Origin of the sequence: Pantoea sp. MBLJ3 (assembly GCF_000816655.1) — a bacterium.
GTDB classification, from domain to species: domain Bacteria; phylum Pseudomonadota; class Gammaproteobacteria; order Enterobacterales; family Enterobacteriaceae; genus Pantoea; species Pantoea eucalypti.
In genome coordinates this window covers 78,133-103,358 of sequence record NZ_JSUT01000008.1, presented here as the reverse complement: position 1 = coordinate 103,358, position 25,226 = coordinate 78,133, and the positions used below count along the sequence as shown (strand labels likewise).

The 25,226-nt window shown below is 54.2% G+C and carries 24 protein-coding genes; 17 read left to right on the top strand and 7 right to left on the bottom strand.

The annotated features are described in order from the left end of the window. The first annotated feature begins 94 nt into the window (after positions 1-94). Both dusA and pspG read left to right on the top strand, forming a co-directional pair. Positions 95-1,087, top strand: coding sequence for a tRNA dihydrouridine(20/20a) synthase DusA (dusA, locus tag NP77_RS14530; protein WP_008926606.1), 993 nt, complete (start codon positions 95-97; stop codon positions 1,085-1,087). A 180-nt stretch (positions 1,088-1,267) separates the two neighbouring features. Further along, complete coding sequence (gene pspG / locus NP77_RS14525; RefSeq protein ID WP_003855759.1) at positions 1,268-1,534, top strand: envelope stress response protein PspG; 267 nt, start codon at positions 1,268-1,270, stop codon at positions 1,532-1,534. 211 nt (positions 1,535-1,745) lie between these two features. Here the strand turns inward: pspG and NP77_RS14520 are convergent, their stop codons facing one another. Beyond that, positions 1,746-2,729: a quinone oxidoreductase gene (locus tag NP77_RS14520; protein ID WP_003855757.1), complete on the bottom strand. Its 984-nt coding sequence runs from the start codon at positions 2,727-2,729 to the stop codon at positions 1,746-1,748. A gap of 96 nt (positions 2,730-2,825) precedes the next feature. Between NP77_RS14520 and dnaB the strand changes: the two genes are divergently transcribed. The 6 genes from dnaB (at position 2,826) to NP77_RS14490 (ending at position 7,795) form a co-directional block, all read left to right on the top strand. Next, positions 2,826-4,232, top strand: coding sequence for a replicative DNA helicase (gene dnaB, locus NP77_RS14515; protein ID WP_003855755.1), 1,407 nt, complete (start codon positions 2,826-2,828; stop codon positions 4,230-4,232). 129 nt (positions 4,233-4,361) lie between these two features. Next, positions 4,362-4,841 (top strand): Lrp/AsnC family transcriptional regulator, encoded by a 480-nt coding sequence (locus NP77_RS14510; RefSeq protein ID WP_003855753.1) that lies wholly within the window; start codon positions 4,362-4,364, stop codon positions 4,839-4,841. Positions 4,842-5,082: 241 nt separating this feature from the next. Further along, entirely contained in the window at positions 5,083-5,697 is a 615-nt protein-coding gene (locus NP77_RS14505; RefSeq protein WP_003855751.1) for a YitT family protein, read from the top strand. A gap of 40 nt (positions 5,698-5,737) precedes the next feature. After that, positions 5,738-6,931: an amino acid aminotransferase gene (locus tag NP77_RS14500; RefSeq protein WP_156137299.1), complete on the top strand. Its 1,194-nt coding sequence runs from the start codon at positions 5,738-5,740 to the stop codon at positions 6,929-6,931. 121 nt (positions 6,932-7,052) lie between these two features. Continuing rightward, positions 7,053-7,472, top strand: coding sequence for a secondary thiamine-phosphate synthase enzyme YjbQ (locus tag NP77_RS14495; RefSeq protein ID WP_003855749.1), 420 nt, complete (start codon positions 7,053-7,055; stop codon positions 7,470-7,472). After that, positions 7,472-7,795, top strand: coding sequence for an MmcQ/YjbR family DNA-binding protein (locus tag NP77_RS14490; protein ID WP_003855748.1), 324 nt, complete (start codon positions 7,472-7,474; stop codon positions 7,793-7,795). The genes NP77_RS14495 and NP77_RS14490 overlap by 1 nt, the downstream gene beginning before the upstream one ends. A 53-nt stretch (positions 7,796-7,848) precedes the next feature. Here NP77_RS14490 and NP77_RS14485 read toward each other — a convergent pair whose 3' ends face one another. Together NP77_RS14485 and uvrA are read right to left on the bottom strand one after the other, a co-directional pair. Next, positions 7,849-8,913, bottom strand: a complete 1,065-nt coding sequence (locus NP77_RS14485) for an NAD(P)-dependent alcohol dehydrogenase (RefSeq protein WP_039660673.1) — start codon at positions 8,911-8,913, stop codon at positions 7,849-7,851. Positions 8,914-9,146: 233 nt separating this feature from the next. Continuing rightward, entirely contained in the window at positions 9,147-11,975 is a 2,829-nt protein-coding gene (gene uvrA, locus NP77_RS14480; protein WP_003855745.1) for an excinuclease ABC subunit UvrA, read from the bottom strand. A 224-nt stretch (positions 11,976-12,199) separates the two neighbouring features. Between uvrA and ssb1 the strand changes: the two genes are divergently transcribed. Continuing rightward, positions 12,200-12,751: a single-stranded DNA-binding protein SSB1 gene (gene ssb1 / locus NP77_RS14475; RefSeq protein WP_003855743.1), complete on the top strand. Its 552-nt coding sequence runs from the start codon at positions 12,200-12,202 to the stop codon at positions 12,749-12,751. Between the two features lie 83 nt (positions 12,752-12,834). Here the strand turns inward: ssb1 and NP77_RS14470 are convergent, their stop codons facing one another. Continuing rightward, a complete protein-coding gene (locus NP77_RS14470; RefSeq protein WP_039660694.1) occupies positions 12,835-13,356 on the bottom strand; it encodes an isochorismatase family protein in 522 nt (173 codons plus the stop codon). Between the two features lie 119 nt (positions 13,357-13,475). Between NP77_RS14470 and NP77_RS14465 the strand changes: the two genes are divergently transcribed. Both NP77_RS14465 and NP77_RS14460 read left to right on the top strand, forming a co-directional pair. After that, positions 13,476-14,303 carry an AraC family transcriptional regulator gene (locus NP77_RS14465; RefSeq protein ID WP_039660672.1) on the top strand — a complete coding sequence of 276 codons (828 nt, stop codon included), beginning with the start codon at positions 13,476-13,478 and terminating at the stop codon, positions 14,301-14,303. A gap of 77 nt (positions 14,304-14,380) precedes the next feature. Beyond that, the gene (locus NP77_RS14460; RefSeq protein ID WP_039660670.1) at positions 14,381-15,340 is read left to right on the top strand and encodes a DMT family transporter; all 960 of its coding nucleotides are present in this window, start codon (positions 14,381-14,383) and stop codon (positions 15,338-15,340) included. A 923-nt stretch (positions 15,341-16,263) separates the two neighbouring features. Here NP77_RS14460 and NP77_RS14455 read toward each other — a convergent pair. Then, positions 16,264-16,659, bottom strand: coding sequence for a transposase (locus tag NP77_RS14455; RefSeq protein ID WP_003855733.1), 396 nt, complete (start codon positions 16,657-16,659; stop codon positions 16,264-16,266). Positions 16,660-17,184: 525 nt separating this feature from the next. Here NP77_RS14455 and NP77_RS14450 point away from each other — a divergent pair. Together NP77_RS14450 and NP77_RS14445 are read left to right on the top strand one after the other, a co-directional pair. Next, complete coding sequence (locus NP77_RS14450) at positions 17,185-18,441, top strand: oligosaccharide flippase family protein (protein WP_039660669.1); 1,257 nt, start codon at positions 17,185-17,187, stop codon at positions 18,439-18,441. Between the two features lie 8 nt (positions 18,442-18,449). Beyond that, positions 18,450-19,400 carry an ATP-grasp fold amidoligase family protein gene (locus NP77_RS14445; RefSeq protein ID WP_008926611.1) on the top strand — a complete coding sequence of 317 codons (951 nt, stop codon included), beginning with the start codon at positions 18,450-18,452 and terminating at the stop codon, positions 19,398-19,400. A 66-nt stretch (positions 19,401-19,466) separates the two neighbouring features. Here NP77_RS14445 and NP77_RS14440 read toward each other — a convergent pair whose 3' ends face one another. Further along, on the bottom strand, positions 19,467-19,748 hold the full coding sequence (locus NP77_RS14440; protein ID WP_008926612.1) for a YjcB family protein: 282 nt from the start codon (positions 19,746-19,748) through the stop codon (positions 19,467-19,469). A 253-nt stretch (positions 19,749-20,001) separates the two neighbouring features. Next, positions 20,002-20,427: a superoxide response transcriptional regulator SoxS gene (soxS, locus tag NP77_RS14435; RefSeq protein ID WP_003855727.1), complete on the bottom strand. Its 426-nt coding sequence runs from the start codon at positions 20,425-20,427 to the stop codon at positions 20,002-20,004. 100 nt (positions 20,428-20,527) lie between these two features. On the opposite strand from soxS, the gene soxR reads away from it, so the two are divergent. From soxR to NP77_RS14415, 4 genes are all read left to right on the top strand, one after another. Then, positions 20,528-21,013 (top strand): redox-sensitive transcriptional activator SoxR, encoded by a 486-nt coding sequence (gene soxR, locus NP77_RS14430; protein WP_003855725.1) that lies wholly within the window; start codon positions 20,528-20,530, stop codon positions 21,011-21,013. A 39-nt stretch (positions 21,014-21,052) separates the two neighbouring features. Beyond that, positions 21,053-21,718, top strand: coding sequence for a glutathione S-transferase family protein (locus tag NP77_RS14425; RefSeq protein WP_033743428.1), 666 nt, complete (start codon positions 21,053-21,055; stop codon positions 21,716-21,718). A 358-nt stretch (positions 21,719-22,076) separates the two neighbouring features. Continuing rightward, positions 22,077-23,426: an NCS2 family permease gene (locus NP77_RS14420; protein WP_008926615.1), complete on the top strand. Its 1,350-nt coding sequence runs from the start codon at positions 22,077-22,079 to the stop codon at positions 23,424-23,426. Positions 23,427-23,571: 145 nt separating this feature from the next. Beyond that, a complete protein-coding gene (locus tag NP77_RS14415; RefSeq protein WP_003855721.1) occupies positions 23,572-25,221 on the top strand; it encodes a Na+/H+ antiporter in 1,650 nt (549 codons plus the stop codon). The last annotated feature ends 5 nt before the right edge of the window (positions 25,222-25,226 follow it).

Genomic DNA, 25,226 nt, shown 5'->3' with positions numbered 1-25,226 from the left:
AGGCTGTCGGGGTCGGGCGATGCACTATCGCCCGACCTTGTGTTATCCTTGCACAGAATTCCATCATCTTTAATTACCGGATTGCCTGCGCTTCATGTCTAATTTCTCTTCGCAACGCTTCTCTATTGCCCCTATGCTCGACTGGACCGATCGTCACTGTCGCTATTTTCATCGTCAGCTGACCGGCGATACGCTGCTCTACACCGAAATGGTGACCACGGGCGCGATCATTCATGGCAAAGGGGATTACCTGGCTTACAGTGAGGCGGAACATCCGGTCGCATTGCAGCTCGGTGGAAGCGATCCGGCGGCGCTGGCGCAGTGCGCGAAGCTGGCAGAGCAGCGTGGCTACGATGAAGTGAACCTCAATGTCGGCTGTCCCTCCGATCGCGTACAAAATGGTCGTTTCGGTGCCTGCCTGATGGCCGAAGCGAATCTGGTTGCGGATGCCATTAAAGCGATGCGCGACGTGGTCTCCATTCCGGTCACGGTGAAAACCCGCATCGGGATTGATGAGCTGGATAGCTATGAATTCCTGACTGATTTCATCGGCACGGTGGCGGGACGCGGCGAGTGCGAGACATTTATCATTCATGCGCGCAAAGCCTGGCTCTCTGGCCTCAGCCCTAAAGAGAACCGCGAAATTCCCCCGCTGGATTATCCACGCGTCTATCAGCTGAAACGCGATTTTCCGCATCTGACGATCGCGCTGAATGGCGGCGTGAAAACGCTGGAAGAGGCAAAGACTCATCTGCAACACCTCGATGGTGTGATGATGGGACGTGAAGCCTATCAAAACCCCGGCATTCTGGCGCAGGTCGATCAGACGTTGTTTGGTCGTCAGCATCCGGCGGCTAACCCGGTGGACGTGGTGCGCGCCATGTACCCCTACATTGAAGCGGAACTGGCGAAGGGCACCTATCTGGGGCACGTCACGCGCCATATGCTGGGACTGTTCCAGGGCATTCCCGGCGCCCGTCAATGGCGACGCCACCTGAGTGAAAACGCCCACAAACCGGGTGCTGATGTCCGTGTGCTGGAAGCCGCGCTGGCGCTGGTAGCGGATAAGATCCCGCAGGAAGCCTGATCTGCAATCCCGTCCTGAAAAACCAGCCCTCAGGGCTGGTTTTTTTTACGCCACTTTATGGTTTTTTTCGCCAAAGCGTCATGCGGCTTTTGATTTTTATTATATAAAAATCAATGAATTAATGGTTGGCACGCTTCTTGTAATAGCGATAACAATCGATTTCAAAAAAGGAGCGCTGACGTGGAAATATTATTCGTATTAGGGTTTTTCCTGATGCTGTTGCTGACCGGTGTTTCGCTGATTGGTGTGCTGGCGGCACTGGTTGTCGCAACCATCGTGATGTTTGTCGGTGGACTGTTCGCACTCGTGATCAAAGTATTGCCGTGGCTGGTGCTGGCGGTGATCGCTGTATGGCTGCATCGGGCCTTTTTTGGCGACAGCGATGCGCGAGCGCGTCGTAAGCTGAGACGTAAAATCGACAGGCTGGACCGTAAAGGCTGGCGCTAAATGCGGTGATGATCACACTGTGAGAGATTGCTCAGCGCTGAACTGCAATTAACCATACTTTTTACTTATGTTTTCTGGCAGGATGCCTGAGGTCAAATCGATGTGCCATCGACTCGACATGAATTCATCGCCGCTGTCCCTACACCAGCGCGAACAAAACATAAAAAACAGAAGAGGGCTTCCCATGGGAAGCCCTTTTTGTTGCCTGCAATTACGGGATTAACAGACAGGATCCCTGCGTGGCGCGGCTCTCCAGCAACTGGTGCGCTTTGCTGGCCTCTTTCAGCGCAAACTTCTGCTGTTCCGGCACATCCACTTTAATTGCGCCACTCGCCAGCAGAGAGAACAGTTCGGCGCTGGCGATTTCCAGCTCCTGACGGTTGGTGACATAGCCAAAGAGTGAAGGGCGTGTCACAAACAGTGAGCCTTTTTTATTCAGAATACTGAGATCAACGCCGGTTACCGGCCCCGATGCGTTACCAAAACTGACCATCAGGCCATGACGGCGCAGCGAGTCCAGCGACGCCTCCCAGGTATCTTTACCCACGGAGTCATACACCACGGCCACTTTTTTCCCTTCAGTCAGCTCGCTGACGCGCTGTGCAATGTTCTCTTCGCGGTAATTAATGGTCGCCCAGGCGCCGGCATTTTTCGCCATTGTGGCTTTTTCCGCTGAACCCACAGTGCCGATCAAATGCGCACCCAGCGCTTTTGCCCACTGACAGGCGATTAACCCGACGCCGCCGGCGGCAGCATGAAACAGGAAGGTCTCACCGGCGCTGATTTTATAGGTCTGGCGCAACAGATATTGCGTGGTGAGTCCTTTCAGAAAGCTGGCTGCGCCCTGCTCAAAGCTGATGGCTTCCGGAAGATGCATCAGGCGATCTTCCGCCACGTTGTGCACGTCACTGTAAGCACCCATAGCCGCCATGCAGTAGACCACGCGATCGCCGGGTTTAAACAGGGTCACACCATGGCCTACGCGCGACACCACGCCCGCGGCTTCTGTCCCCAGGCCTGAGGGAAAATCGGCAACCGGATAGAGCCCGCTGCGAACATAAGTATCGATGTAATTAATCCCGATAGCGCGATTTTCAACCTGCACTTCATGTTCAGCGGGGTCAGCAGGTTCAAAATCCGTCCACGCTAAAACGTCCGGACCGCCATGTGCGCTGAACTGAATACGCTTTGCCATTCTGACTCCTGTGATTGTTTCATCATGAGGGTGAGGCACGCACCCCAACTAAGGTATACTTGCGCGTCCCCACAGAAGATCGGTAATGCATTCACTATGGCAGGAAATAAACCCACCAACAAATCGAACGAAACGCAGGATCGCCAGCTCGCAGGCGTGAAAATGCCCCCGCATTCTCTGGAAGCGGAGCAGTCGGTGCTCGGTGGGTTAATGCTGGATAACGAGCGCTGGGATAACGTCTCTGAGCGCGTCGTCGCGAATGACTTTTACAACCGCTCGCATCGGCTGATTTTTTCCGAGATGCAGCGGCTGCTGGAAAACAGCAAACCCATTGACCTGATTACGCTCTCCGAATCGCTGGAAACCCGTGGTGAACTGGAGATGGCGGGCGGATTCGCCTATCTGGCCGAACTGGCGAAAAACACCCCGAGCGCGGCAAACATTGGCGCGTATGCTGACATCGTGCGTGAACGTGCGGTGGTGCGTGAGATGATCTCCGTCGCCAACCAGATTGCCGATGCCGGTTACGATCCGCAGGGACGTAACAGCGAAGAGCTGCTCGATTTTGCCGAGTCGAACGTCTTTAAAATTGCGGAAGCGCGCGCGGATAAAGATGCTGGCCCGAAAAACATTGAGCAGATTCTGGAATCGACCGTCTCCCGTATCGAATCGCTCTATCAGACGCCGCACGATGGTGTCACCGGCGTCGATACCGGCTATCAGGATCTGAATAAAAAGACCGCAGGCCTGCAGGGCTCTGACCTGATTATTGTCGCCGCACGTCCGTCGATGGGTAAAACCACCTTTGCGATGAACCTGTGCGAAAACGCCGCCATGCTGCAGGAAAAGCCGGTGCTGATATTCAGTCTGGAGATGCCCAGCGAGCAGATCATGATGCGTATGCTGGCCTCGCTCTCCCGCGTCGATCAGACCCGCATCCGAACCGGACAGCTGGATGATGAGGACTGGGCGCGAATCTCCGGCACCATGGGCATCCTGCTGGAGAAGAAGAACATGTACATTGATGACTCTTCTGGCCTGACGCCTACCGAAGTGCGTTCGCGCGCCCGGCGCATCTACCGTGAAAACGGTGGCTTAAGCATGATCATGATCGACTACTTACAGCTGATGCGTGTGCCGGCGCTGTCGGACAACCGTACGCTGGAAATTGCGGAGATCTCCCGCTCGCTGAAAGCACTGGCCAAAGAGCTGAATGTACCGGTGGTGGCGCTGTCGCAGCTCAACCGCTCACTGGAACAGCGTGCTGACAAGCGTCCGGTCAACTCGGATCTGCGTGAATCGGGCTCGATCGAGCAGGATGCGGATTTGATCATGTTTATCTACCGCGATGAGGTTTACCACGAAAACAGCGATCTCAAAGGGATCGCCGAGATCATTCTGGGTAAACAGCGTAATGGTCCCATCGGTACGGTGCGCCTGACCTTTAACGGTCAGTGGTCGCGCTTTGATAACTACGCGGGCCCGCAATACGACGACGAATAATCGCCGGTTTGTGCTGTCATGCACGATCTGTGCATGACAGCACCCATCATCAGAAAATAGTGTTGGACAACCTCTCGGGTAATCGGGTTATCTGTAATAAAGCGACGCCTGGACCGATGTGGAAACGGAATGACTCACGTAGACGATTACGACCTTAAAATCCTCACTTTATTACAATCTAACGGCCGTCTGACCAATCAGGAACTTAGCGATCTGGTCGGCCTTTCCGCCTCACAATGTTCCCGCCGCCGTATCAATCTGGAACAGGCTAATCTCATCCTGGGTTATCACGCCCGGCTGTCGCCCGATGCGATCGGACTTGGCATGGTGGGATTAATCGAGGTGCGCTTAATTAACCACACCGCAGAATATGTCGAGAGCTTTCACCGCATGGTGGAGCAGGAGCAGGCGATCGTGGACGCTTACAAAACGACCGGCGACGCTGACTATCTGCTTAAAGTGGCGGTGGCCGATCTCAATTCCCTCAGTGCACTAATCAGCCAGTTAGTCGCGGGCCACCAGAGTGTTTCCCATGTGAAAACCTCGGTAGTACTGGGACGAATGAAAGAGAACGGGCTGATGATGATCCCCGGAGAGAAGACGCGCTAAAAAGGTGCGTGCCGCGCGCTTTTGGTGCACACTTGCGGCAATAAATGCAAATAACGCGCATGTTAACGGACTTTAATGCATAGGTTGATGGTACAGGCCAGAATTTGTGCACAATTTTCCGTTATAAAGCGCTTTAGATATCAACAGGATATCGCGGGCACTTCGTTTACAGCCGTTAAGGGGTGTGACGCTGGTGTGTTTTTTGCATAGAAACGGCATCTTTTGCACTGAGAAAACCTCCATGGATAACATCGCAGAACCCTCCCGCGTCCCACATTCGCGCATTGAAGATGCGCTGGCGATGGTGCTCGGCACCCTGATGGTCTCGTTCGGCGTCATTATGCTGAAACAGGCGGGCGCGCTGACCGGCAGCACCGCAGGCATCGCCTTTCTGATCAGTTATCTCTCGCCGCTTTCGTTTGGCAGCGCGTTCTTCCTGATCAACATCCCTTTTTACTGGCTGGCGGTAAAACGCATGGGCTGGGAATTTACCCTTAAAACGTTCTGTGCCGTCGGACTGGTATCGCTGTTTACCCAGCTGCACCCGCTGTTCGTCCACTTTTCTGACCTTAACCCCTTCTATGCGACACTGTTCGGTAACGTCATCATGGGAATCGGGTTTATAGTGTTATTTCGTCATAAGGCGAGCCTGGGCGGCATCAATATTCTGGCCCTGTGGCTACAGGATCGCTTTGGGATCCGCGCGGGTAAACTGCAAATGGCGGTTGATACCTGCGTCGTGCTGGCCTCACTGTTTGTGGTGAGCGGCCCCATCCTGCTTGCGTCTATTGCGGGCGCGGTGATCCTGAATCTGATAATTGCAATGAACCATCGTCCGGGACGCTATCGGGTTTAATCCGCCTCTGACCTCTGGACCAATCATGGAGACCTACACCGTGTTTCAAAACGTTGATGCCTATGCTGGCGATCCGATTCTGTCGTTGATGGAAGCGTTCAAACAAGATCCACGCGAACACAAAGTTAACCTGAGTATCGGGCTCTATTACGACGAACAGAATATCATCCCGCAGCTGAAGGCCGTCGCCGCTGCCGAAGAGCAGATCTATGCTGAGCCGCATCAGGCTTCCCTCTATCTGCCGATGGAAGGGCTGAACCGTTACCGCAGTGCGATTGCACCACTGCTGTTTGGTGCCGATCATCCGGTGTTAAACGCGGGCCGGATTGCATCGATTCAGACGCTGGGTGGTTCTGGCGCGCTGAAAGTGGGCGCGGATTTCCTGAAGCGTTACTTCCCGCAATCTGCAGTCTGGGTCAGCGATCCGACCTGGGAAAACCACATCGCGATCTTTAATGGCGCAGGTTTTGAGGTCAATACCTATCCCTGGTATGACGCAGAGACCCACGGTGTGCGATTTGATGCCTTCATCAGCACGCTGAAAACCTTGCCTGCGCAGAGCATCGTGCTGCTGCATCCCTGCTGCCATAACCCGACCGGCGCTGACCTGACTGATGCGCAGTGGGATCAGACCGTTGAGGTGCTGAAAGCACAGCAGCTGATTCCTTTCCTTGATATCGCCTATCAGGGCTTTGGTGCCGGTATGCAGCAGGACGCTTATGCACTGCGTGCGGTCGCGGCGGCGGGTCTGCCTGCGCTGGTCAGTAACTCCTTCTCCAAAATCTTTTCGCTCTATGGCGAGCGCGTAGGCGGTCTCTCCATCGTCTGTGACAGCGCCGAAGAGTCAGCGCGCGTGCTGGGCCAGTTGAAAGCCACCGTTCGCCGCAACTACTCCAGCCCGCCTAACTTTGGTGCGCAGGTGGTTGCGCGCGTTCTCAATGATGAGGCACTGAAAGCCAGCTGGCTGGCTGAAGTGGAAGCGATGCGTCTGCGTATTCTCGCGATGCGTCAGTCGCTGGTGGATGTGCTGAGTACCGCGCTGCCAGGTAAAAACTTTGACTACCTGCTGAAACAGCGTGGCATGTTCAGCTATACCGGCCTGAGTGCGCAACAGGTCGATCGTCTGCGTAACGAGTTTGGCATCTATCTGGTGGGCAGCGGCCGCATGTGTGTGGCCGGTCTGAACAGCAAAAACGTGCATCAGGTCGCTGAAGCCTTTGCCGCCGTGATGTAATGGCTGTCTGGCTGTGAATAAAACCGTCAGGGTTCGCTCTGGCGGTTTTTTTATGGGTCAGGGTTTACCTTTCGGCGTCATGCTGCACACTTAAACGGGATAACCGTTTCAGGAATACGCTATGTGGCATCAACAAACTATTACGCTGAGCGCGAAGCCGCGTGGATTTCATCTGGTCACCGATGAGATCGTCAACTCGCTCTCCGGACTGCGTGATATCAAAACCGGTCTGCTGCATCTGCTGTTACAGCACACCTCGGCGTCGTTAACCTTAAATGAGAATTGTGACCCGACGGTGCGCAGCGACATGGAGCAGCATTTCATGCGGCATGTGCCGGAGAACGCACCTTATCAGCATGACTACGAAGGGCGTGACGATATGCCGGCGCATATCAAATCATCGATTGTAGGCGTTTCGCTGTTATTGCCGGTTCAGCGGGGGCGTCTGGTGCTGGGCACCTGGCAGGGTATCTGGCTGGGCGAGCATCGCATTGAGGGCGGTGCCAGGCGGATTGTCGCTACGTTACAAGGGGAGTCGTAATGAATAACTCAGATTTATTGACCTACTGCATGAGCAAGCCGGGCGCGGAGCAGAGCGTCCACAGTGACTGGAAGGCAACGCAGATTAAAAGCAACGGTGTGCTGTTTGCAATGGTGCATGAGGCAAAAGGGCGGCCAGCCGTTTCGCTGAAATCGACGCCTGCGCTGGCCGAATTACTGCGCGAAGAGCATAGCGACATCATTCCCAGTGAGCATCTGAACAAGTCACACTGGAGCACGCTGTTTCTGGACGGCTCGCTGAAAGATTCGCAGATTTACTATCTGGTCGATGCTTCATTCCAGCAGGTTGCGGCTGCCCGATAAACGGCAATAAAAAAACCCTCTTACCCGAGCAAGAGGGTGTCAGATCTGACGGGTTACGCGGCAGGCTGCTCGCGCAGGGTATCGATGTCGATAACAAAGCGGTATTTCACATCGCTTTTCAGCATGCGCTCATAGGCTTCGTTAATCTGATCCATCGCGATCATTTCAATGTCTGACGTAATGCCATGCTCACCACAGAAATCGAGCATCTCCTGGGTTTCTGCGATGCCGCCAATCAGTGAACCGGCGATGCTGCGACGCTTGAAGATCAGGTTAAACACCTGTGGTGCCGGGTGATCGTGCTCCGGTGCACCGACCAGCGTCATGTTGCCGTCCAGTTTCAGCAGGGTGATGAACGGGTTGAGATCGTGCTGAGCAGCCACGGTGTTCAGAATGAAGTCAAAGCTGTTCGCGTGCTGCGCCATCTGCTCTGGATCTTTAGAAATCACCACTTCATCGGCACCCAGACGTTTGCCATCTTCAATTTTGGACGGCGAGGTGGTGAACAGCACCACATGTGCGCCCATTGCATGGGCAATTTTCACGCCCATATGACCCAGGCCGCCTAAACCGACGATACCCACTTTCTTGCCAGGACCGACATTCCAGTGACGCAGCGGTGAGTAGGTGGTGATACCGGCACACAGCAGCGGTGCAACGCCCGCCAGCTCCAGGTTCTCCGGAATGCGCAGCACAAAGCTCTCATCAACCACCATCGACGTTGAGTAACCGCCGTAGGTAATGGCGCCGGTTTCGCGATCTTCGCCGTTATAGGTGCCGACAAAGCCGTTTTCACAATACTGCTCCAGACCCTGCTGACAGCTCGGACAGCTGCGGCATGAATCGACCATACAGCCGACGCCGACCAGATCGCCGACTTTGTATTTCTGCGTCTGCGGGCCAACAGCGGTCACGCGACCGACAATTTCATGACCCGGAACCACAGGGAAAATGGTGTTTTTCCACTCATTACGGGCCTGGTGCAGGTCTGAGTGGCAAACGCCACAGAACAGCACTTCAAGCTGAACGTCATGGGCGCGCAGCTCACGCGGCTTAAAATCGAACGGTGCCAGTTTGGATTTTGCATCCTGAGCAGCATACGCATGCGTAATATTCATGGTGTCTCCAGTTTCGATGTGTCGTGAGTGTTATTCGATGAAGTGCAGCAGCGTTAATGTGCTGCGAAAACAGGGCGACGCCAGGGACGTGCCAAAGAGGAACTGCTTAAGGATAGTCAGCCTGGGGAAAAGCGTATATGCCTATACATGTCTGAATCTTGCCTGATTCTGCATTTTTCTGGCTGAATCAGCAGATGACATGAAAAGGCCCGCACGCGGCGGGCCTGCAGGAATTACTTCTGTAACAGAGGCTTCAGGAAACGTGCAGTATGGGATTTCTCACACTCCGCCACGGTTTCTGGCGTGCCGGCAACCAGGATTTCACCGCCGCCGCTGCCGCCTTCCGGACCGAGATCCACAATCCAGTCTGCGGTTTTGACCACGTCAAGATTGTGCTCAATGACCACGATGGTGTTGCCCTGATTACGCAGCTGATGCAGCACTTCCAGCAGCTGCTGGATATCGGCAAAGTGCAGACCGGTGGTCGGCTCATCAAGAATATAGAGTGTCTGACCGGTGCCGCGCTTCGACAGTTCACGCGCCAGCTTCACACGCTGGGCTTCACCGCCGGACAGGGTCGTGGCGGACTGACCGAGGCGGATATAGGTAAGACCCACATCGATCAGCGTCTGCAACTTACGCGCCAGCGCCGGCACGGCATCGAAGAACTCGCGTGCTTCTTCGATAGTCATCTCCAGCACTTCGTGAATGCTCTTGCCTTTGTACTTCACTTCCAGCGTTTCACGGTTATAGCGTTTGCCTTTGCACTGGTCGCACGGCACATAAATGTCCGGCAGGAAGTGCATTTCGACTTTCAGCACACCATCGCCCTGACAGGCTTCACAACGTCCGCCTCGTACGTTAAAGCTGAAGCGACCCGGATTATAGCCACGCGAACGCGCTTCTGGCACGCCCGCAAACAGTTCACGCACCGGCGTGAAGATGCCGGTGTAGGTGGCTGGGTTAGAGCGCGGTGTACGACCAATCGGACTCTGATCGATGTCGATCACTTTGTCGAAGTGCTCCAGCCCCGCCACTTCGCGGTAAGGTGCCGGTTCGGCGATAGTCGCGCCATTCAGCGCTCGCTGGGCAATCGGGAACAGCGTATCGTTGATCAGGGTCGATTTACCCGAGCCGGAAACACCGGTAATGCAGGTGAAAAGCCCGACCGGCAGCGTCAGCGTGACATCTTTGAGGTTGTTGCCGCGTGCGCCGGTAATCTTCAGCACTTTGGCCGGATCGCCTTTGACGCGTTCCTCTGGCACCGTAATACCCCGCTTGCCGCTCAGGAACTGGCCCGTCAGTGACGCGTCTTCCGCCATAATCTGATCGACGGTACCTTCAGCCACCACCTGTCCGCCATGGACGCCTGCACCCGGACCGATGTCGATGACATGATCAGCGGCACGAATCGCATCTTCATCATGCTCAACTACGATCACGGTGTTACCGAGGTCTCGCAGATGAATCAGGGTGCCAAGCAGACGTTCGTTGTCGCGCTGATGCAGGCCGATTGAAGGCTCATCCAGCACATACATGACACCGACCAGGCCGGCACCAATCTGGCTGGCCAGACGGATACGCTGCGCTTCTCCACCGGAAAGGGTCTCGGCGGAACGGGACATCGAGAGATAGTTCAGGCCGACGTTGACCAGGAAGCTCAGGCGATCGCCAATCTCTTTCAGAATCTTCTCGGCGATCTGCGCGCGCTGGCCGCTGAGTTTCATGTTTTCAAAGAAGGACATCGCATGGCCGATGCTCATCTCAGAGATGGTCGGCAGCGTAGTATTCTCGACGAAGACGTGGCGCGCTTCACGACGCAGACGGGTGCCTTCACAGCTGGCACAGGCGCGGTTGCTGATAAATTTCGCCAGCTCTTCGCGTACCGCTGAAGACTCGGTCTCTTTGTAGCGGCGCTCCATGTTATTGAGCACGCCTTCAAACGGATGACGGCGAACAGACGTATCGCCGCGATCGTTGATGTATTTAAATTCGATGCTCTCTTTGCCTGAACCGTAGAGAATCACTTTCTGTACGTTTTCTGGCAGGCTGCCGAACGACGCTTCGATATCAAAATCGAGGTGTTCCGCCAGCGAACGCAGCATCTGGAAGTAGTAGAAATTGCGGCGATCCCAGCCACGGATTGCGCCGCCTGCCAGAGAAAGTTCAGGATTCTGCACCACGCGGTCAGGATCGAAGTATTGCTGTACCCCCAGGCCGTCGCAGGTTGGACAGGCGCCTGCCGGGTTGTTAAACGAGAACAGGCGCGGCTCCAGCTCGCTCATGCTGTAACCACAGATGGGGCAGGCGAAGTTAGCCGAGAAGAGCAGCTCTTCTGCGGCGCTGTCATCCATGTCCGCCACGATAGCCGTGCCGCCGGAGAGCTCCAGCGTGGTTTCAAACGACTCCGCCAGACGGGTCGCCAGATCGTCACGCACTTTAAAGCGGTCAATCACCACTTCAATGGTGTGCTTCTTCTGCAGCTCAAGTTTCGGCGGATCGGAGAGGTCACACACTTCGCCATCGATACGTGCACGGATGTAGCCCTGCGTCGCCAGATTTTCCAGCGTCTTGGTGTGCTCACCCTTGCGATCTTTCACCACCGGTGCCAGCAGCATCAGGCGACGGCCTTCCGGCTGGGAAAGCACCTGATCCACCATCTGGCTCACGGTCTGCGCCGCCAGCGGCACATCATGATCCGGGCAGCGCGGTTCGCCTACGCGGGCAAACAGCAGACGCAGATAATCGTGAATCTCAGTGATGGTTCCCACGGTTGAACGTGGGTTATGCGAGGTGGATTTCTGTTCGATGGAAATGGCGGGCGACAAACCTTCGATATGATCGACGTCCGGCTTCTCCATTAACGAAAGAAACTGGCGCGCATACGCAGAGAGCGACTCTACATAGCGGCGCTGACCTTCCGCATACAGCGTATCAAACGCCAGTGAGGATTTACCTGACCCTGACAGGCCGGTCACCACAATGAGTTTGTCGCGTGGGATGGTCAGGTTGATGTTTTTCAAATTATGGGTGCGGGCACCACGAACTTCGATCTTATCCATTCACCTTTCCCGGATTAGCAGCACTCACCGCGCCTTGCCGACACGGCCAGAATAAACGTGTCATTATGGCACAAAAAATAGACTGAATAAATATCCAGTACTCTTGCGCGCCAGAACAGAGAGCGTTAAAACTGGAACCCTGCTCGAAAGTGGGAAACAGTCCGCAGGACGTGTTAGAATTGATAGATTAGACTGTATGCATTAACTCATCGGGAGACAGCAACATGGCCAGTCGTGGCGTTAACAAAGTGATTCTTGTCGGGAATCTGGGTCAGGATCCGGAAGTACGTTACATGCCAAATGGTGGCGCTGTTGCCAACATTACGCTGGCTACGTCAGAGAGCTGGCGCGACAAGCAGACCGGTGAAAATAAAGAGATCACTGAGTGGCACCGTGTGGTGCTGTTTGGCAAACTGGCTGAAGTCGCAGGCGAATACCTGAAAAAAGGTTCGCAGGTTTACATCGAAGGCCAGCTGCGTACCCGTAAATGGCAGGATCAGGGCGGCCAGGAACGTTACACCACCGAAGTCGTGGTTAACGTTGGCGGCACCATGCAGATGCTGGGCGGCCGTCAGCAGGGTGGAAACGCGGGTGCGCCAGCAGGTGGCGGCGCGCAGGGTGGCAACAACAATGGCTGGGGTCAGCCGCAGCAGCCGCAGGGCAATAACAACCAGTTCAGTGGCGGCGCGCAGTCTCGTCCGCAGCAGCCACAGAGCGCGCCGGCCAGCAACAACAACGAACCCCCAATGGATTTCGACGACGATATTCCATTCTGATTTCGCTGGCTGGAATTCTTCTGGCAAAGAGTGCAAAAAGCCCGCTTATGCGGGCTTTTTTTATGCGCGGCTTTTGCGGCCTGTTACGACCATTCTGCCAGAATGGCCTCCGTGCTCAGCACACGCGGCACGTTGCCGGGGATCAGCAGTGAAGCCCACACCTCATTGTGCTGGTTAATCAGCGCATCGGCGCTGACCCAGCGGCGATCTGCCGTGGTGTGTGCATCCGCAGCGACGGTGATAGCATAGCCCGCACTGGCTCCGACTTTTATTGTGGTATCCAGGCAGTAGTCTGTGGCACAGCCGCACACCACAAATTCCTTAATCGCCAGCCTTTCTAACAGCGCGCCCAGCTCGGTTTGCCAGAAGCTGTCGCAGGCGGTTTTCGTGATGTAGTGCGCGCCAGCAGGCTGAGCGATTTCCGGCAGCAGCTCAAACGCTTCATTCCCCTCACACATCGTGCCTTCACGATGTTGTATAAAGAGGGTGATGTCGGCGCGTGCGGTCAGCCGGTTAATCTGCGCCACTCGTCCCGCTTTATCGAAGCGTGGCGTGCTGAATACGCCATTCTGCATATTGACAACCAATACCACCCGCTGTGCCATGCTTAACTCCATCTGGTTTAAAAAAACAGTGTTACCTGCGGCGTGATGGATAGCAATCTTTTGCATTTCCACCCTGGTCACAGGCATGCTTAACCCACTGGTTAAATAAGGAGAGAGAAGTGGAAGGTGTTCCGGCGAGTTTCCCCTATGAGAAAGATCGCGCCCGCTTTCAGCAACTCGCAGAGCTGCCTGGTGTGGAGCTTTATCAGGCTCACATCTCCCGCTACGCCTTTGAACCGCATACCCATGAAGCTTTCGGAATTGGCACTATCGAAGCGGGTGCACAGCGCTTTCGCTATCGTGGCACTGAATATACGGCGCCGGAGAACTCGCTGGTCATGATGAATCCGGATGAGCTGCACACCGGTGAGTCCGCTTGCGAAGAGGGCTGGCGGTATCAGATGATCTACATTCAGCCGCAGCTGATGGACGAACTGACCGGCGATCGCGGCTGGTGGTTTAATGAGGCGCTGCTGACCGATTCACGTGTGGCGCAACCGCTCTCCCGAACACTTGCCGCACTCTGGCAGGCGGAGTCTGAACTGGCACGTCAGAGCCTGATCGCGGAACTGCTGCTGCAGATCCGTCCGCTGGCATGCATGTCTTCACAGGGCAGACCCGACACCCGGCATCGTTTTGATCAGGTAAAAGATTTCCTGCGCGACAACCTTGCTGAACCCGTGCGGCTGGATGAGCTGGCAGCGCTGGCATCGTTATCGCCATGGCACTTTTTACGCGCTTTTCGCCAGCACTATCACGTGACGCCCCATCAGATGCTGATGGCTTTCCGGCTCTATGACGCCAAGCAAAGGCTGGCTCAGGGAGAAGCGGCCGCCAGCGTCGCGGCGGCGGTGGGATTAACCGATCAGGCTCATCTCACCCGCGCTTTTGCCAATCGGTACGGCATCACGCCGGGCCGCTATCAGAAGCAGGTGCGCCAATCCTGATATCACCGCAATCTGCTACAAGCATTCCCCGCCCGAACCCGCCACACTCTGTCAAAAAGTTATATAAGGAAGGAATCATGTTTGCTGGTGTCATGTTTGCCGTCACTGCCGGGCTGATGTGGGGGCTGATCTTTGTCGGGCCACTGCTGGTGCCTGACTACCCCGGCGCGCTGCAGTCGGCGGGACGCTATGTGGCGTTTGGATTGATTGCGCTGCCGCTGGCCTGGCATGGTCGTCATCGCCTGCGTCAGCTGGCTCGCGCCGACTGGCTTGAGGCCGTAAAACTCTCGCTGGTGGGAAACCTCTTCTACTATGCGTTTCTGGCGAACGCCATTCAGCGCACTGGCGGCCCGGTCTCGACCATGATTATTGGCACACTGCCGGTGGTGATCGCCGTGACGGCCAATCTCTGTTACGGCCATCTTGAAGGAAGATTGCCGTGGCGGCGGCTGTTTCCGGCGCTTGTCATGATGGCGGCCGGCTTACTCTGCGTAAACGCGGCGGAGCTAAAAAGTCAGGGCCAGTTGCTTGATCTGAGCCGTTATCTCACTGGTATCGTGCTGGCGCTACTGGCCGTAGTCTGCTGGACCTGGTATCCGCTGCGTAATGCCCGCTGGCTGCGCACACATCCCGAGCTGCGGCCGTCGACCTGGGCCACCGCGCAGGGTCTGGTCACATTGCCTATGGCGCTGATCATGTATGCGCTGGTCAGTGTGCAGCTCACCTGGCAACAGCCCGACTTTTCGTTGCCATTTGGGCCGCGTCCCGGCGTGTTTATCTCTCTGATGCTGACCATTGGCCTGCTCTGCTCCTGGCTCGGCACCTTATGCTGGAACGCTGCCAGCCAGCGTCTGCCGACCGTATTGATGGGGCCACTGATCGTTTTCGAGATTCTTTTTGGCCTGTTGTGGACTTTTCTCTGGTATCAAAGCTGGCCACCGCAGCTCACTGTGACCGGCATTGTTTGTCTGCTGGCTGGGGTGCTGTGGGCAATGCGTATTAAACCTCAACCTCTTGTGGTTTCATTGAACGAGTAAACCGCAACGTCCATCCAAATCGCTCTGCCGCGCGAACAGCATGTCGCGCGGCTTTTTAAGATTAAACCCTATGCCGATTTGCACGCTCTCCGACAGATTTATGCCGCGAAATCGATTTCATTCCACCAGGTGATAGTACCGTCTCCCGCAATTGTCTCTCTCATCCCCCATTTTTAAGTGAAAAAACGGTACTTACGGTCTGCGGAGAACACGCCTTTTCGGGTCTGACCGTGTTTTATTGCTCAGATATCGGTCATTAATCAGGAAAAATAGCGCAGCATTATGGACGTTATGCTTTCTCTCACGGCTTTTTATTGCATGGTGGCACTGAGAACGAGAGGCGAAAAACCACCATTAACTTCACTCAGTGATAAATGAGTAAGAGAATTCCGCCTTTGCGTTATTAATTAAAGATTAATCTCTGGCATCAATGATGCGCAATGATGAGAGTGAAAAGAGAAGCGCGTAACGTTAGTGATAAGGAGCAATAAACTATTTATCCCGGATTAATCCTGGAGAAAGTTTATGCAATAAACCCATCATCGGAAATTAAAGCGCAGCCGCAGAATTTGAGTCAGGGCCACCGTTAACTTAAAACGGCGACGGCTGTTTTTCGCACGATGTTTAAAGCAGCTTAATAGTATTAAGCAGAATTAGTTCCGACGATTAGCTGGGCTTACGTAAGAAATAGAGGGCCCAATCCCGTGTCAACGAGATTGGGAAGGGAAGAACAGGCGTAGAATGCGAGACTTTTGCTGTTGTGAATCAATTTTACCGCAAAAAAAGAAGCTTAGCCGTGAAGCCATTCATTAGTTATAAATGGAGCGGAAAAGGGTGCCGCAATTGTCCTGTTAAATGATCTTCATCTCTTCTGGTAAGAACAAATCTCAGCGTTAAGTCTAAAAAGCGCGGTAGCATTGGGTTTAGCGGTTCTCCGTGCCTGACGGATAATGGTACACACTGCGACTGATATCTAATAGTCTGCAGCTACGGCGTGTACCGATGTCGAAGGTGGCCTGCAGGAAATCCACAGCCTGACGTTTTTCATTTGTCGTAAAGAAGTGCTTCAGAACGCTCTGCAGCATCTCTTTATCGGAGTTGAGCGTCTGCAACTCACGCGTGATGTTTTGCAGTTTTTCTTCCAGCTCCTTGATTTTTCTGCCTTCTTCCGAAGACAATCCAGAAAACTTCTTTTTCCAGCTATAGAACGTGGCTTCAGAGATACCTAACTCTTCACAGATCTCTCTGACTTTCACGCCCGATTCAGAAGCTTTAATGGCATTTGTGATTTGATCTTCGCTGTATCGTGACTTTCTCATAAATGCTCTTACCTTTCTTATCGATTAATGGATGAGAATGACTTTAATAATTTCTGGCACTGTAAGGTTTTATTAAGGCAGTATTAAAGTGCGCGAATTGAATTGCGAAGCCTAAATTAAGATATTTAGAAGAAATATCATCATGGGATAAATCTTATTTTATTCTTATCGGGGGGGCGTACCTTCCTGGAGGGGCATTTTTGTTATAAATTCATCGCATCCAAAATACGAAATAAATACAACGTATGCGGGATATTTAGCCTGAGCGATGTGATTAATATGGCGGTCAGGCGCTTTAGGGTTGTTTTATTTTCAGCCTGAAATCGTTTCCATTTGAAGTGATTCGCACCATTTATAATAAGAATTATCCTGAATTCACTCTCCGGATTATGACTTGCATCTCAATTTTCGGACCAGTTTGGTCTGAAGTCTTACATTTTCGCCAGGCCCACTGAGCGCTTATTAATTCGTTACAGGGATGTTGTACCGAAGCGGTTGTAGTTGAGTAATACTAAGGAAGAGTCGATGAAATTGAGCGTAATGTCTAATGCCGCCTGGATGATGTCTGAGAAGATCATCTCCGTTTTTGGCGTCATTTTTGTGACGTCTTACGTGGCGAAGTCTTTTGGCCCAACGGTGTTTGGTCAGATGGCGTTTTCAACCTCACTATTTGCGATGGTGCAAACCGTTGCGATTTTTGGCACCGAAACCATTCTGTTTAAGCGCGTCAGCAAAAATGCGTCAAAAGGCCTGCGCCTGATGACCATTGCCCGTACGCTGCGAATGGTGTTATTGCTGGTCACTTCGGTGCCAGTCTTAATCTGGGTCTGGTACAACATGCAGGAAAATTTCCTGGCGTTTGCACTGGCCTCATTTGTTGCCTCCGTTTTTGTCACCCAGGACACCTTCAGCGTTTATAACAACGCGCGTCTTGCTTCGCGTCTTAACACCATTGCTAACGCCGTGGGCATGCTGCTGAGTTTCAGCATCAGCTTTACCGTCGCCTGGCTGCGTCTCAATCCACTCTGGCTGACGCTGTCGATTGTCGCCGTCACGCTGGTGCCTTACCTGATCAAGCGTCGCAACTTCTATCAGGACCATCAGGATCAGATGCCGCCCCGCGAGAAGCGTACCGCCTATCTGCGCTATCTGATGTATGCCGGACTGCCACTGGCCATCTCCAGCATCTTTATTTCGGTGCAGGTCAAAGCCGCACAGATGTTTCTGGCAGGCACGGCTCCCGCCCGCGATCTGGGTCTGTTTGCGGCGGCGAATACCATTTCCGCTTCCTGGATTTTTATCCCGGTAGCGCTCATCACCTCCTGCTTCACTGAGATTTTCAGGGAGCGCGGCGAGGTCGCCATTAAGCTGGCTGCGCGGCTCAATGGTTACGTTATGGGTGTTTCATTGTTGATGCTGCTTGTTATTTCGCTGTATGGCGAGCGGATCATCATTGCGTTGTACGGGCCGGCATACACACAGTCAGGAAGTCTCATTACGTTGCTGTCGATAGCGACCAGCTTTTCGGCAATGGGGACCGTAGCGTATCGCTACATGGTCAAAGAGGGAGGATTTAACTACTTACTGAGGAAAATCATCTGCCTGATGGTCATCAGTCTGCCGCTCTCCTGGTGGTTGATCCAGGGTCACGGCATCATGGGGGCCGCGTGGAGCGTTTTCCTTTCAGAACTTTTGTCCCTGACCGTAATGAATTACTTCTTTAAAAACGGCGTCATTCAAAAGATTCAGGTTTCCTCACTCAACTACAAAACATACAAATGAGGTCAGATATGCTCAAGTTGAAAGAAGAACTCAGAAGAAGTGTGCAGTACTTTATTAAGAAGATGCCCTGGGCTTATCAGGACCGCATTTACTACTTCCACAAGTTCAGAAAGCTGCCCAATCTGCGTCAGCCAAAAGTGTTCAATGAGAAGGTGCTGTACCGTAAGTTTATCTTCGGCGATTACCAGAATTACGGTCGTCTGTCAGATAAGTACTCGGTGCGCGAATTCATTGCTGAAAAAATCGGTAATGAATACCTGATTCCGTTGGTACACGAAACCACTGACCCGACAACGCTGAACAGCTTACCCTGCTGGAAGGGGACGGTGATCAAGCCGAACCACGCCTCCAACATGGTTGAGATTTTGCTGGAAGAGCCGGATGCCCTGCGCAAGCAGCAGATCATTCATGACTGCTATCGCTGGCTGAAGACTGACTTTGCCAACGAAGCGCGTGAGATTCACTATCGCTACATCAAGCCACGTATCCTGGTTGAGAAGTACATTGGTGATGGCAAGAGCGCGCCGATTGATTACAAGTTCCATATGTTCAACAAGCGGGATGGCAAGTTCGAATATGTGCTGCAGGTGATCTACAACCGCTGTCAGCCGCTGCTGTCGATGAATTTCTACGTGAACAACCTCAACGAGGCCTATCACAAAATTCGCGATACCGGTCTGGATGTGTCACCGATTATGCCGTCACTGGAACATGCGCTCGAACTGAGTAAAAAACTGGCCAGTGATTTCGACTACGTACGTGTGGACTGGTATATCCATGACGAACGGATCTACTTTGGCGAACTGACCTTCACCCCAGGTGCAGGACTGGTCACCGGCTTAGATCGTGGTTTAAATCAGATGATGGGAGATATGTGGATTCAGGACCGCCGCGGAACGCAGAGCCCGGGCGCTACCGTGCAGGATGTTAATATTCCTGCCATGTTGAAGAAAATTTAAGCACACACAGCAATATAAAAAACCCCGCTTAGCGGGGTTTTTTATGCGCAAAATTCAGGCAATCAATCAGGGCATCGGCCAGTCAGCAGGCGCCTGGCTCATTGCTTCAATAAAGGCATGCTTTGAGATTTCCACGAAGTTATGCACGTTATCCATACTCAGGGTAATGCCCATCAGACCGGTGACAAACCAGCAGGTCATGCCTAAACCAATCCCGCCACACATAAATGCCATCACGTGACGGCTATCCTGACGAAGTTTGGTTTTCAGGGTGCTGGCAAAAAACATCATGACTGCGCTCAGCAATTCCCAACGCATAACAAGAAAACTGGTGGTTAACGTAGCCATTGGCCGGACCTCAATATCAACAGGTAATCCTGACAATCTGCGGACATCACCGGCGACAAAAAAGTGTGTCAGGGAAGACTTTTTTGCCGTCAAACCAGGTTTAAAGTGTGACTTGGGTCACATTATATCACCCGATTTTAAATTTTGAACAAAATTTACACGGGTGTGGCAGTGACACGAAGGAAGGGTAAGCAGCAGAAGAAGAACGGCGGAAAAATCAGTCAGATGCGCCCAGGGCGGGCGCAACGGAGAATCAGCGAACCGGGCAACACTCGCCGGTGGTGCGCTGGGTAAAGCTATTGATTGGATCGTTATAGCCAAAACCTGGCAGGCGAGGGCGCTGAATCGCCTGACGACGCATGGTGTGCCGATAAGCGGTTGGCGTCTGTGCAAACTGACGACGAAACACGCGGGAAAAGGTTTGCTGCGAGTCATAGCCATACTGCATCGCAATATCAAACACCGGTCGCTGTGTCTGTGACAAAGCTTCAGCTGCCAGCGTCAGGCGGCGCTCACGAATATAGCCACCCAGCGTTTGTTTCGTTACGGAACGGAACATACGCTGCAGATGCCATTTCGAATAGCCCGATTTGGCCGCAACTTCATCAATCGACAAGCTCTTATCCAGGTTCTGGTCAATCCAGTGCGTCAGGGAATGAATGATCTCTTCTTGCATCATGGCCTCATCCTTCTGGTGTTTAATAAACGCTAATGGGTGTTTAGGGGTTTCGATGGAGAGCAAGTATAATTCCTCAAGTTAACTTGAGGTAAAGAGCCTGATGAAAAAAGAACGCAACTATCCAAAACCGGTTTTAACACCGGGTGAAGTGGCGCGCCGTAGCGGTGTGGCGGTCTCGGCGCTGCACTTCTATGAGACAAAAGGATTGATCTCCAGCACGCGAAATAGCGGCAATCAGCGGCGATACAGCCGTGACGTGCTGCGACGTGTCGCGATTATCAAGATTGCGCAGCGCATCGGTATTCCGCTGGCGACCGTGAGTGACAGTCTGGACCATATTCCCGCAAACAAGCGTATGTCCACACCAGAGTGGGATGCCCTGACGCAGCACTGGCGCGAAGAGCTGGATAAGCGTATCGAAACCCTGACCCGCCTGCGCAATGACCTCGATGGCTGTATCGGCTGCGGCTGCCTGTCGATGCGCGACTGCCCGCTACGCAACCCCGGCGATCGGCTGGGTCAGCAGGGCTCAGGTGCCGTGCTACTCGACCCGGAACAGGATGATAAACATACCGATACAGAGTGACGTCTATACTTGGTGAAGGTCAAAACACAGGGAATCATGATGATCACCGTTCACCATCTCGAGAAATCGCGCTCACATCGGGTGCTGTGGCTGCTGGAAGAGCTTGAAGTGCCGTACCAGATTAAACGCTATCAACGCGAACCGACCATGCTGGCTCCGGAGGCGCTAAGAAAAGTGCATCCGCTGGGGAAATCGCCCGTCATTACCGATGGCAATCGGGTGGTGGCAGAATCCGGTGCCATTCTCGAATATCTTGAAGAGAAACATGACCACGCGTTCCGGCTGAAAGTCAGTGATGAGGAATCACGGCTACAGTGCCGCTACTGGCTGCATTATGCCGAAGGCTCGCTGATGCCACTGCTGGTCATGAAGCTAATCTTTGGTCAGATGGGCAAAGCACCGGTGCCCTGGCTGCTGCGTCCGGTTGGGGCAGCATTCGGCAAAGGCGTGCAGAAAGCTTTCCTGGATAAACAGCTGAAGCCGCACATGCAGATGATCGAACAGCATCTGGCTACGCATCCCTGGTTTGCCGGCCAGCGTTTCTCGATTGCGGATATCCAGATGAGCTTTCCGCTGCTGGCGCTGGCGCAACGTGCCGGACTCGATCAGATGCCTGCCACGCAGAAATGGCTTCAGACCGTGCAGCAGCGTGCTGCCTGGCAACGTGCGATTGATCAGGGCGGCGAGCTTTCACTGCCAGGTTAGTTCTCTTTTCCACCGGCGCGTCGGATCTCCTCATGCCTGCGCCGGTGCGCTTTTTCTCCGGAAAATCGCTTTAACTTCAGGATGTCAGCGAGTGATCATGGCTTGTACCGGACGCCTATCCCCTCTTTATCTCTGATTTTTATGCTGATGAATCTCCCTGTTGCTGTTGAAAATATGCCGCTAAACGCCCGATAATCCCCTGCCTTTTTATCTGGCCGATTTTAGCGGCTAACTATCTGCGGCAAGGTAAACGTTTGCCTGCCAGGTTAAACCGGGCAGTGACGCCGTCTACCCGCTTATTCCAGGGACAGCGATGGTCGCAGAGCGATCCACACAACAAGAAATTTGAGGCTCAACTATGTCAACTGAATCACGCCCGGCCAGTGGAAAACTGGACGCCTGGTTCTCGATCTCGGCGCGCGGCAGCAGCGTGCGGCAGGAAATTCTGGCCGGACTCACCACCTTCCTGGCGATGGTCTACTCCGTCATCGTGGTGCCGGGAATGCTGGGCAAAGCCGGTTTCTCCCCCTCCGCCGTGTTTGTCGCCACCTGCCTGGTCGCCAGCTTTGGCTCCCTCCTTATGGGGCTATGGGCCAATCTGCCGATGGCGATTGGCTGTGCGATCTCTTTAACCGCCTTTACCGCTTTCAGCCTGGTGCTGGGTCAGCACATCAGCGTGCCGGTGGCGCTGGGTGCAGTGTTTCTGATGGGCCTGCTGTTTACCCTGATCTCGGTGACCGGCATCCGCGCCTGGATCCTGCGTAATCTGCCAATGGGTGTAGCGCACGGAACCGGCGTCGGGATTGGCCTTTTTCTGCTGCTGATTGCGGCTGACGGCGTCGGGCTGGTCGTAAAAAATCCGGCACCGGGCCTGCCGGTGGCACTGGGCCACTTCACCAGTTTCCCGGTGATGATGACGCTGCTGGGACTGGCCGCGATTATTGGACTGGAGAAGCGTCGGGTGCCCGGCGGCATTCTGCTGACGATTATCGCTATTTCACTGCTGGGCCTGATCTTTGACCCTGCGGTGACCTGGCAGGGACTGTTTGCACTGCCAAGCCTGCGTGATGCCAGCGGTCAGTCGCTGCTGTTTAGCCTGGACATTATGGGCGCGATGCAGCCGGTGGTGCTGCCCAGCGTACTGGCACTCGTGATGACCGCGGTCTTTGACGCTACCGGCACGATTCGCGCGGTCGCGGGTCAGGCCAATCTGCTGGATAAACAGGGGCAGATTATTAATGGTGGCCGTGCGCTGACCAGTGATTCTGTCAGCAGCCTGTTCGCGGGACTGGTGGGCGCATCACCGGCTGCGGTCTATATCGAATCGGCGGCAGGCACCGCAGCAGGCGGCAAAACGGGTCTTACTGCGATTGTGGTTGGCCTGCTGTTTCTCGCTATTCTGTTTATGTCACCGCTGGCTTATCTGGTGCCGGCTTACGCGACCGCACCCGCCTTAATGTATGTGGGGCTGCTGATGCTCAGCAACGTGGCAAAAGTCGACTTCAATGATTTTGTCGATGCGATGTCGGGCCTGCTAACGGCCGTGATCATTGTGCTCACCTGCAACATCGTAACCGGCATCATGATCGGTTTTGCCAGCCTGGTGGTGGGCCGCCTCTTTGCCGGTGAATGGCGTAAGCTCAACGTCGGTACGGTCATTATTGCTGTCGCGCTGGTGGCATTTTACGCCGGTGGCTGGGCTATCTGACGGCACAACCGGGCGTGCGCTTGTGCGCCCGGTATTTATCACTTTTTTCCCGCCCGGCGCACGCGTAGCTGACACCCTTCACCGCAGTTTGTTTTACACTTTAATGCTTAACCAATGATTGAAAGAAACGACGCCTAAGGAAAGCATGGAAATCTTTTTTACAATTCTCATCATGACGCTGGTCGTGTCGCTCTCTGGCGTCGCGGCTCGTATTCTCCCTTTTCAGATCCCCTTGCCACTCGTTCAGATCGCCGTGGGTGCGATGCTGGCCTGGCCAACGTTTGGTCTGCATGTCGACTTTGATCCAGAGCTGTTTCTGGTGCTGTTCATTCCGCCGTTGCTGTTTGCGGATGGCTGGAAGACGCCCATCAGTGAGTTCCTGCATCATGGCCGCGAGATAATTGGCTTAGCGCTGGCGCTGGTGCTGATTACGGTGTTCGGCATTGGCTATCTGATCTACTGGCTGGTGCCGGGTATCCCGTTGATTCCGGCGCTGGCGCTGGCGGCCGTGTTGTCGCCTACCGATGCCGTGGCGCTTTCCGGCATTGTGGGTGAAGGCCGCATTCCCAAAAAGATTATGTCGATTGTGCAGGGTGAAGCCCTGATGAATGATGCATCGGGTCTGGTTTCACTGAAATTTGCCGTGGCCGTTGCCATGGGCACGATGGTGTTTACCTGGGGCGGTGCCAGCATTGAGTTTCTGAAGGTCGCCGTGGGTGGCCTGGTCGCGGGTGTGGCAATCTGCTGGCTATACGGTAAGTCGTTGCGCCTGCTCAGCCGCTGGAGCGGTGACGATCCGGCCACTCAGACCGTACTGCTGCTGCTATTGCCTTTCGCCTCTTATCTGATTGCTGAACATCTGGGTGTTTCAGGCATCCTGGCGGCGGTGGCGGCCGGTATGACCATCACCCGTTCCGGTATTATTCGTCAGGCCCCGCTGGCGATGCGTCTTCGTGCAAACAGCGTCTGGCAGATGCTGGAGTTCGTGTTCAACGGCATGGTCTTCCTGATGCTGGGCCTGCAGCTGCCGGATATTCTGCAGACCTCAATCGACCAGGCACAGGCCGATCCGAACGTCGAACTCTGGATGCTGTTTGCCGATATCGGGCTGGTCTACGCCGCGCTGATGATCGTGCGTTTTGGCTGGCTGTGGATTATGCAGCGTTTCAGCAAACGGCTGCTGAAGAAGAAGCCGATGGAGTTCTCTAACTACTCGCTACGTGAGCTGTTGATCGCCTCTTTTGCTGGAGTGCGCGGTGCCATTACGCTGGCCGGTGTGCTGTCGATTCCGCTGTTCCTGACCAATGGCGAGCCTTTCCCGGCGCGTTATGAGCTGGTGTTTATCGCCACCGGTGTGATTCTGTTCTCATTGCTGGTGGGCGTAGTGCTGCTGCCGATTCTCCTGCGTGGCGTGGATACCATTGATAAAGGTGCGCACCGCCGTGAGCTGCAGAATGCCCGTGCGGTAATGGCAGGCGCCGCGATTGAAAGCCTTCACAAGATGGAAGAGCGACTGGATAACGGATCGGAAGAGAACATCGATCCGGAACTGCTCAAAGAGGTGAGTCTGCGAGTGATTGGCAACCTGCGTCGTCGTGCCGAAGGAAAGAATGACCTCGAACACGCGCTGTATGCTGAGAACCTTGAGCGTCGCTTCCGTCTGACCGGATTGCGTGCCGAGCGCGCGGAGCTCTATCATCTGCGCGCGACCCAGCAAATTTCCAATGAGACGATGCAGACGTTACTGCACGATTTGGACCTACTGGAAGCGTTGCTGATCGAAAAAGAAGAGTAAGTCTG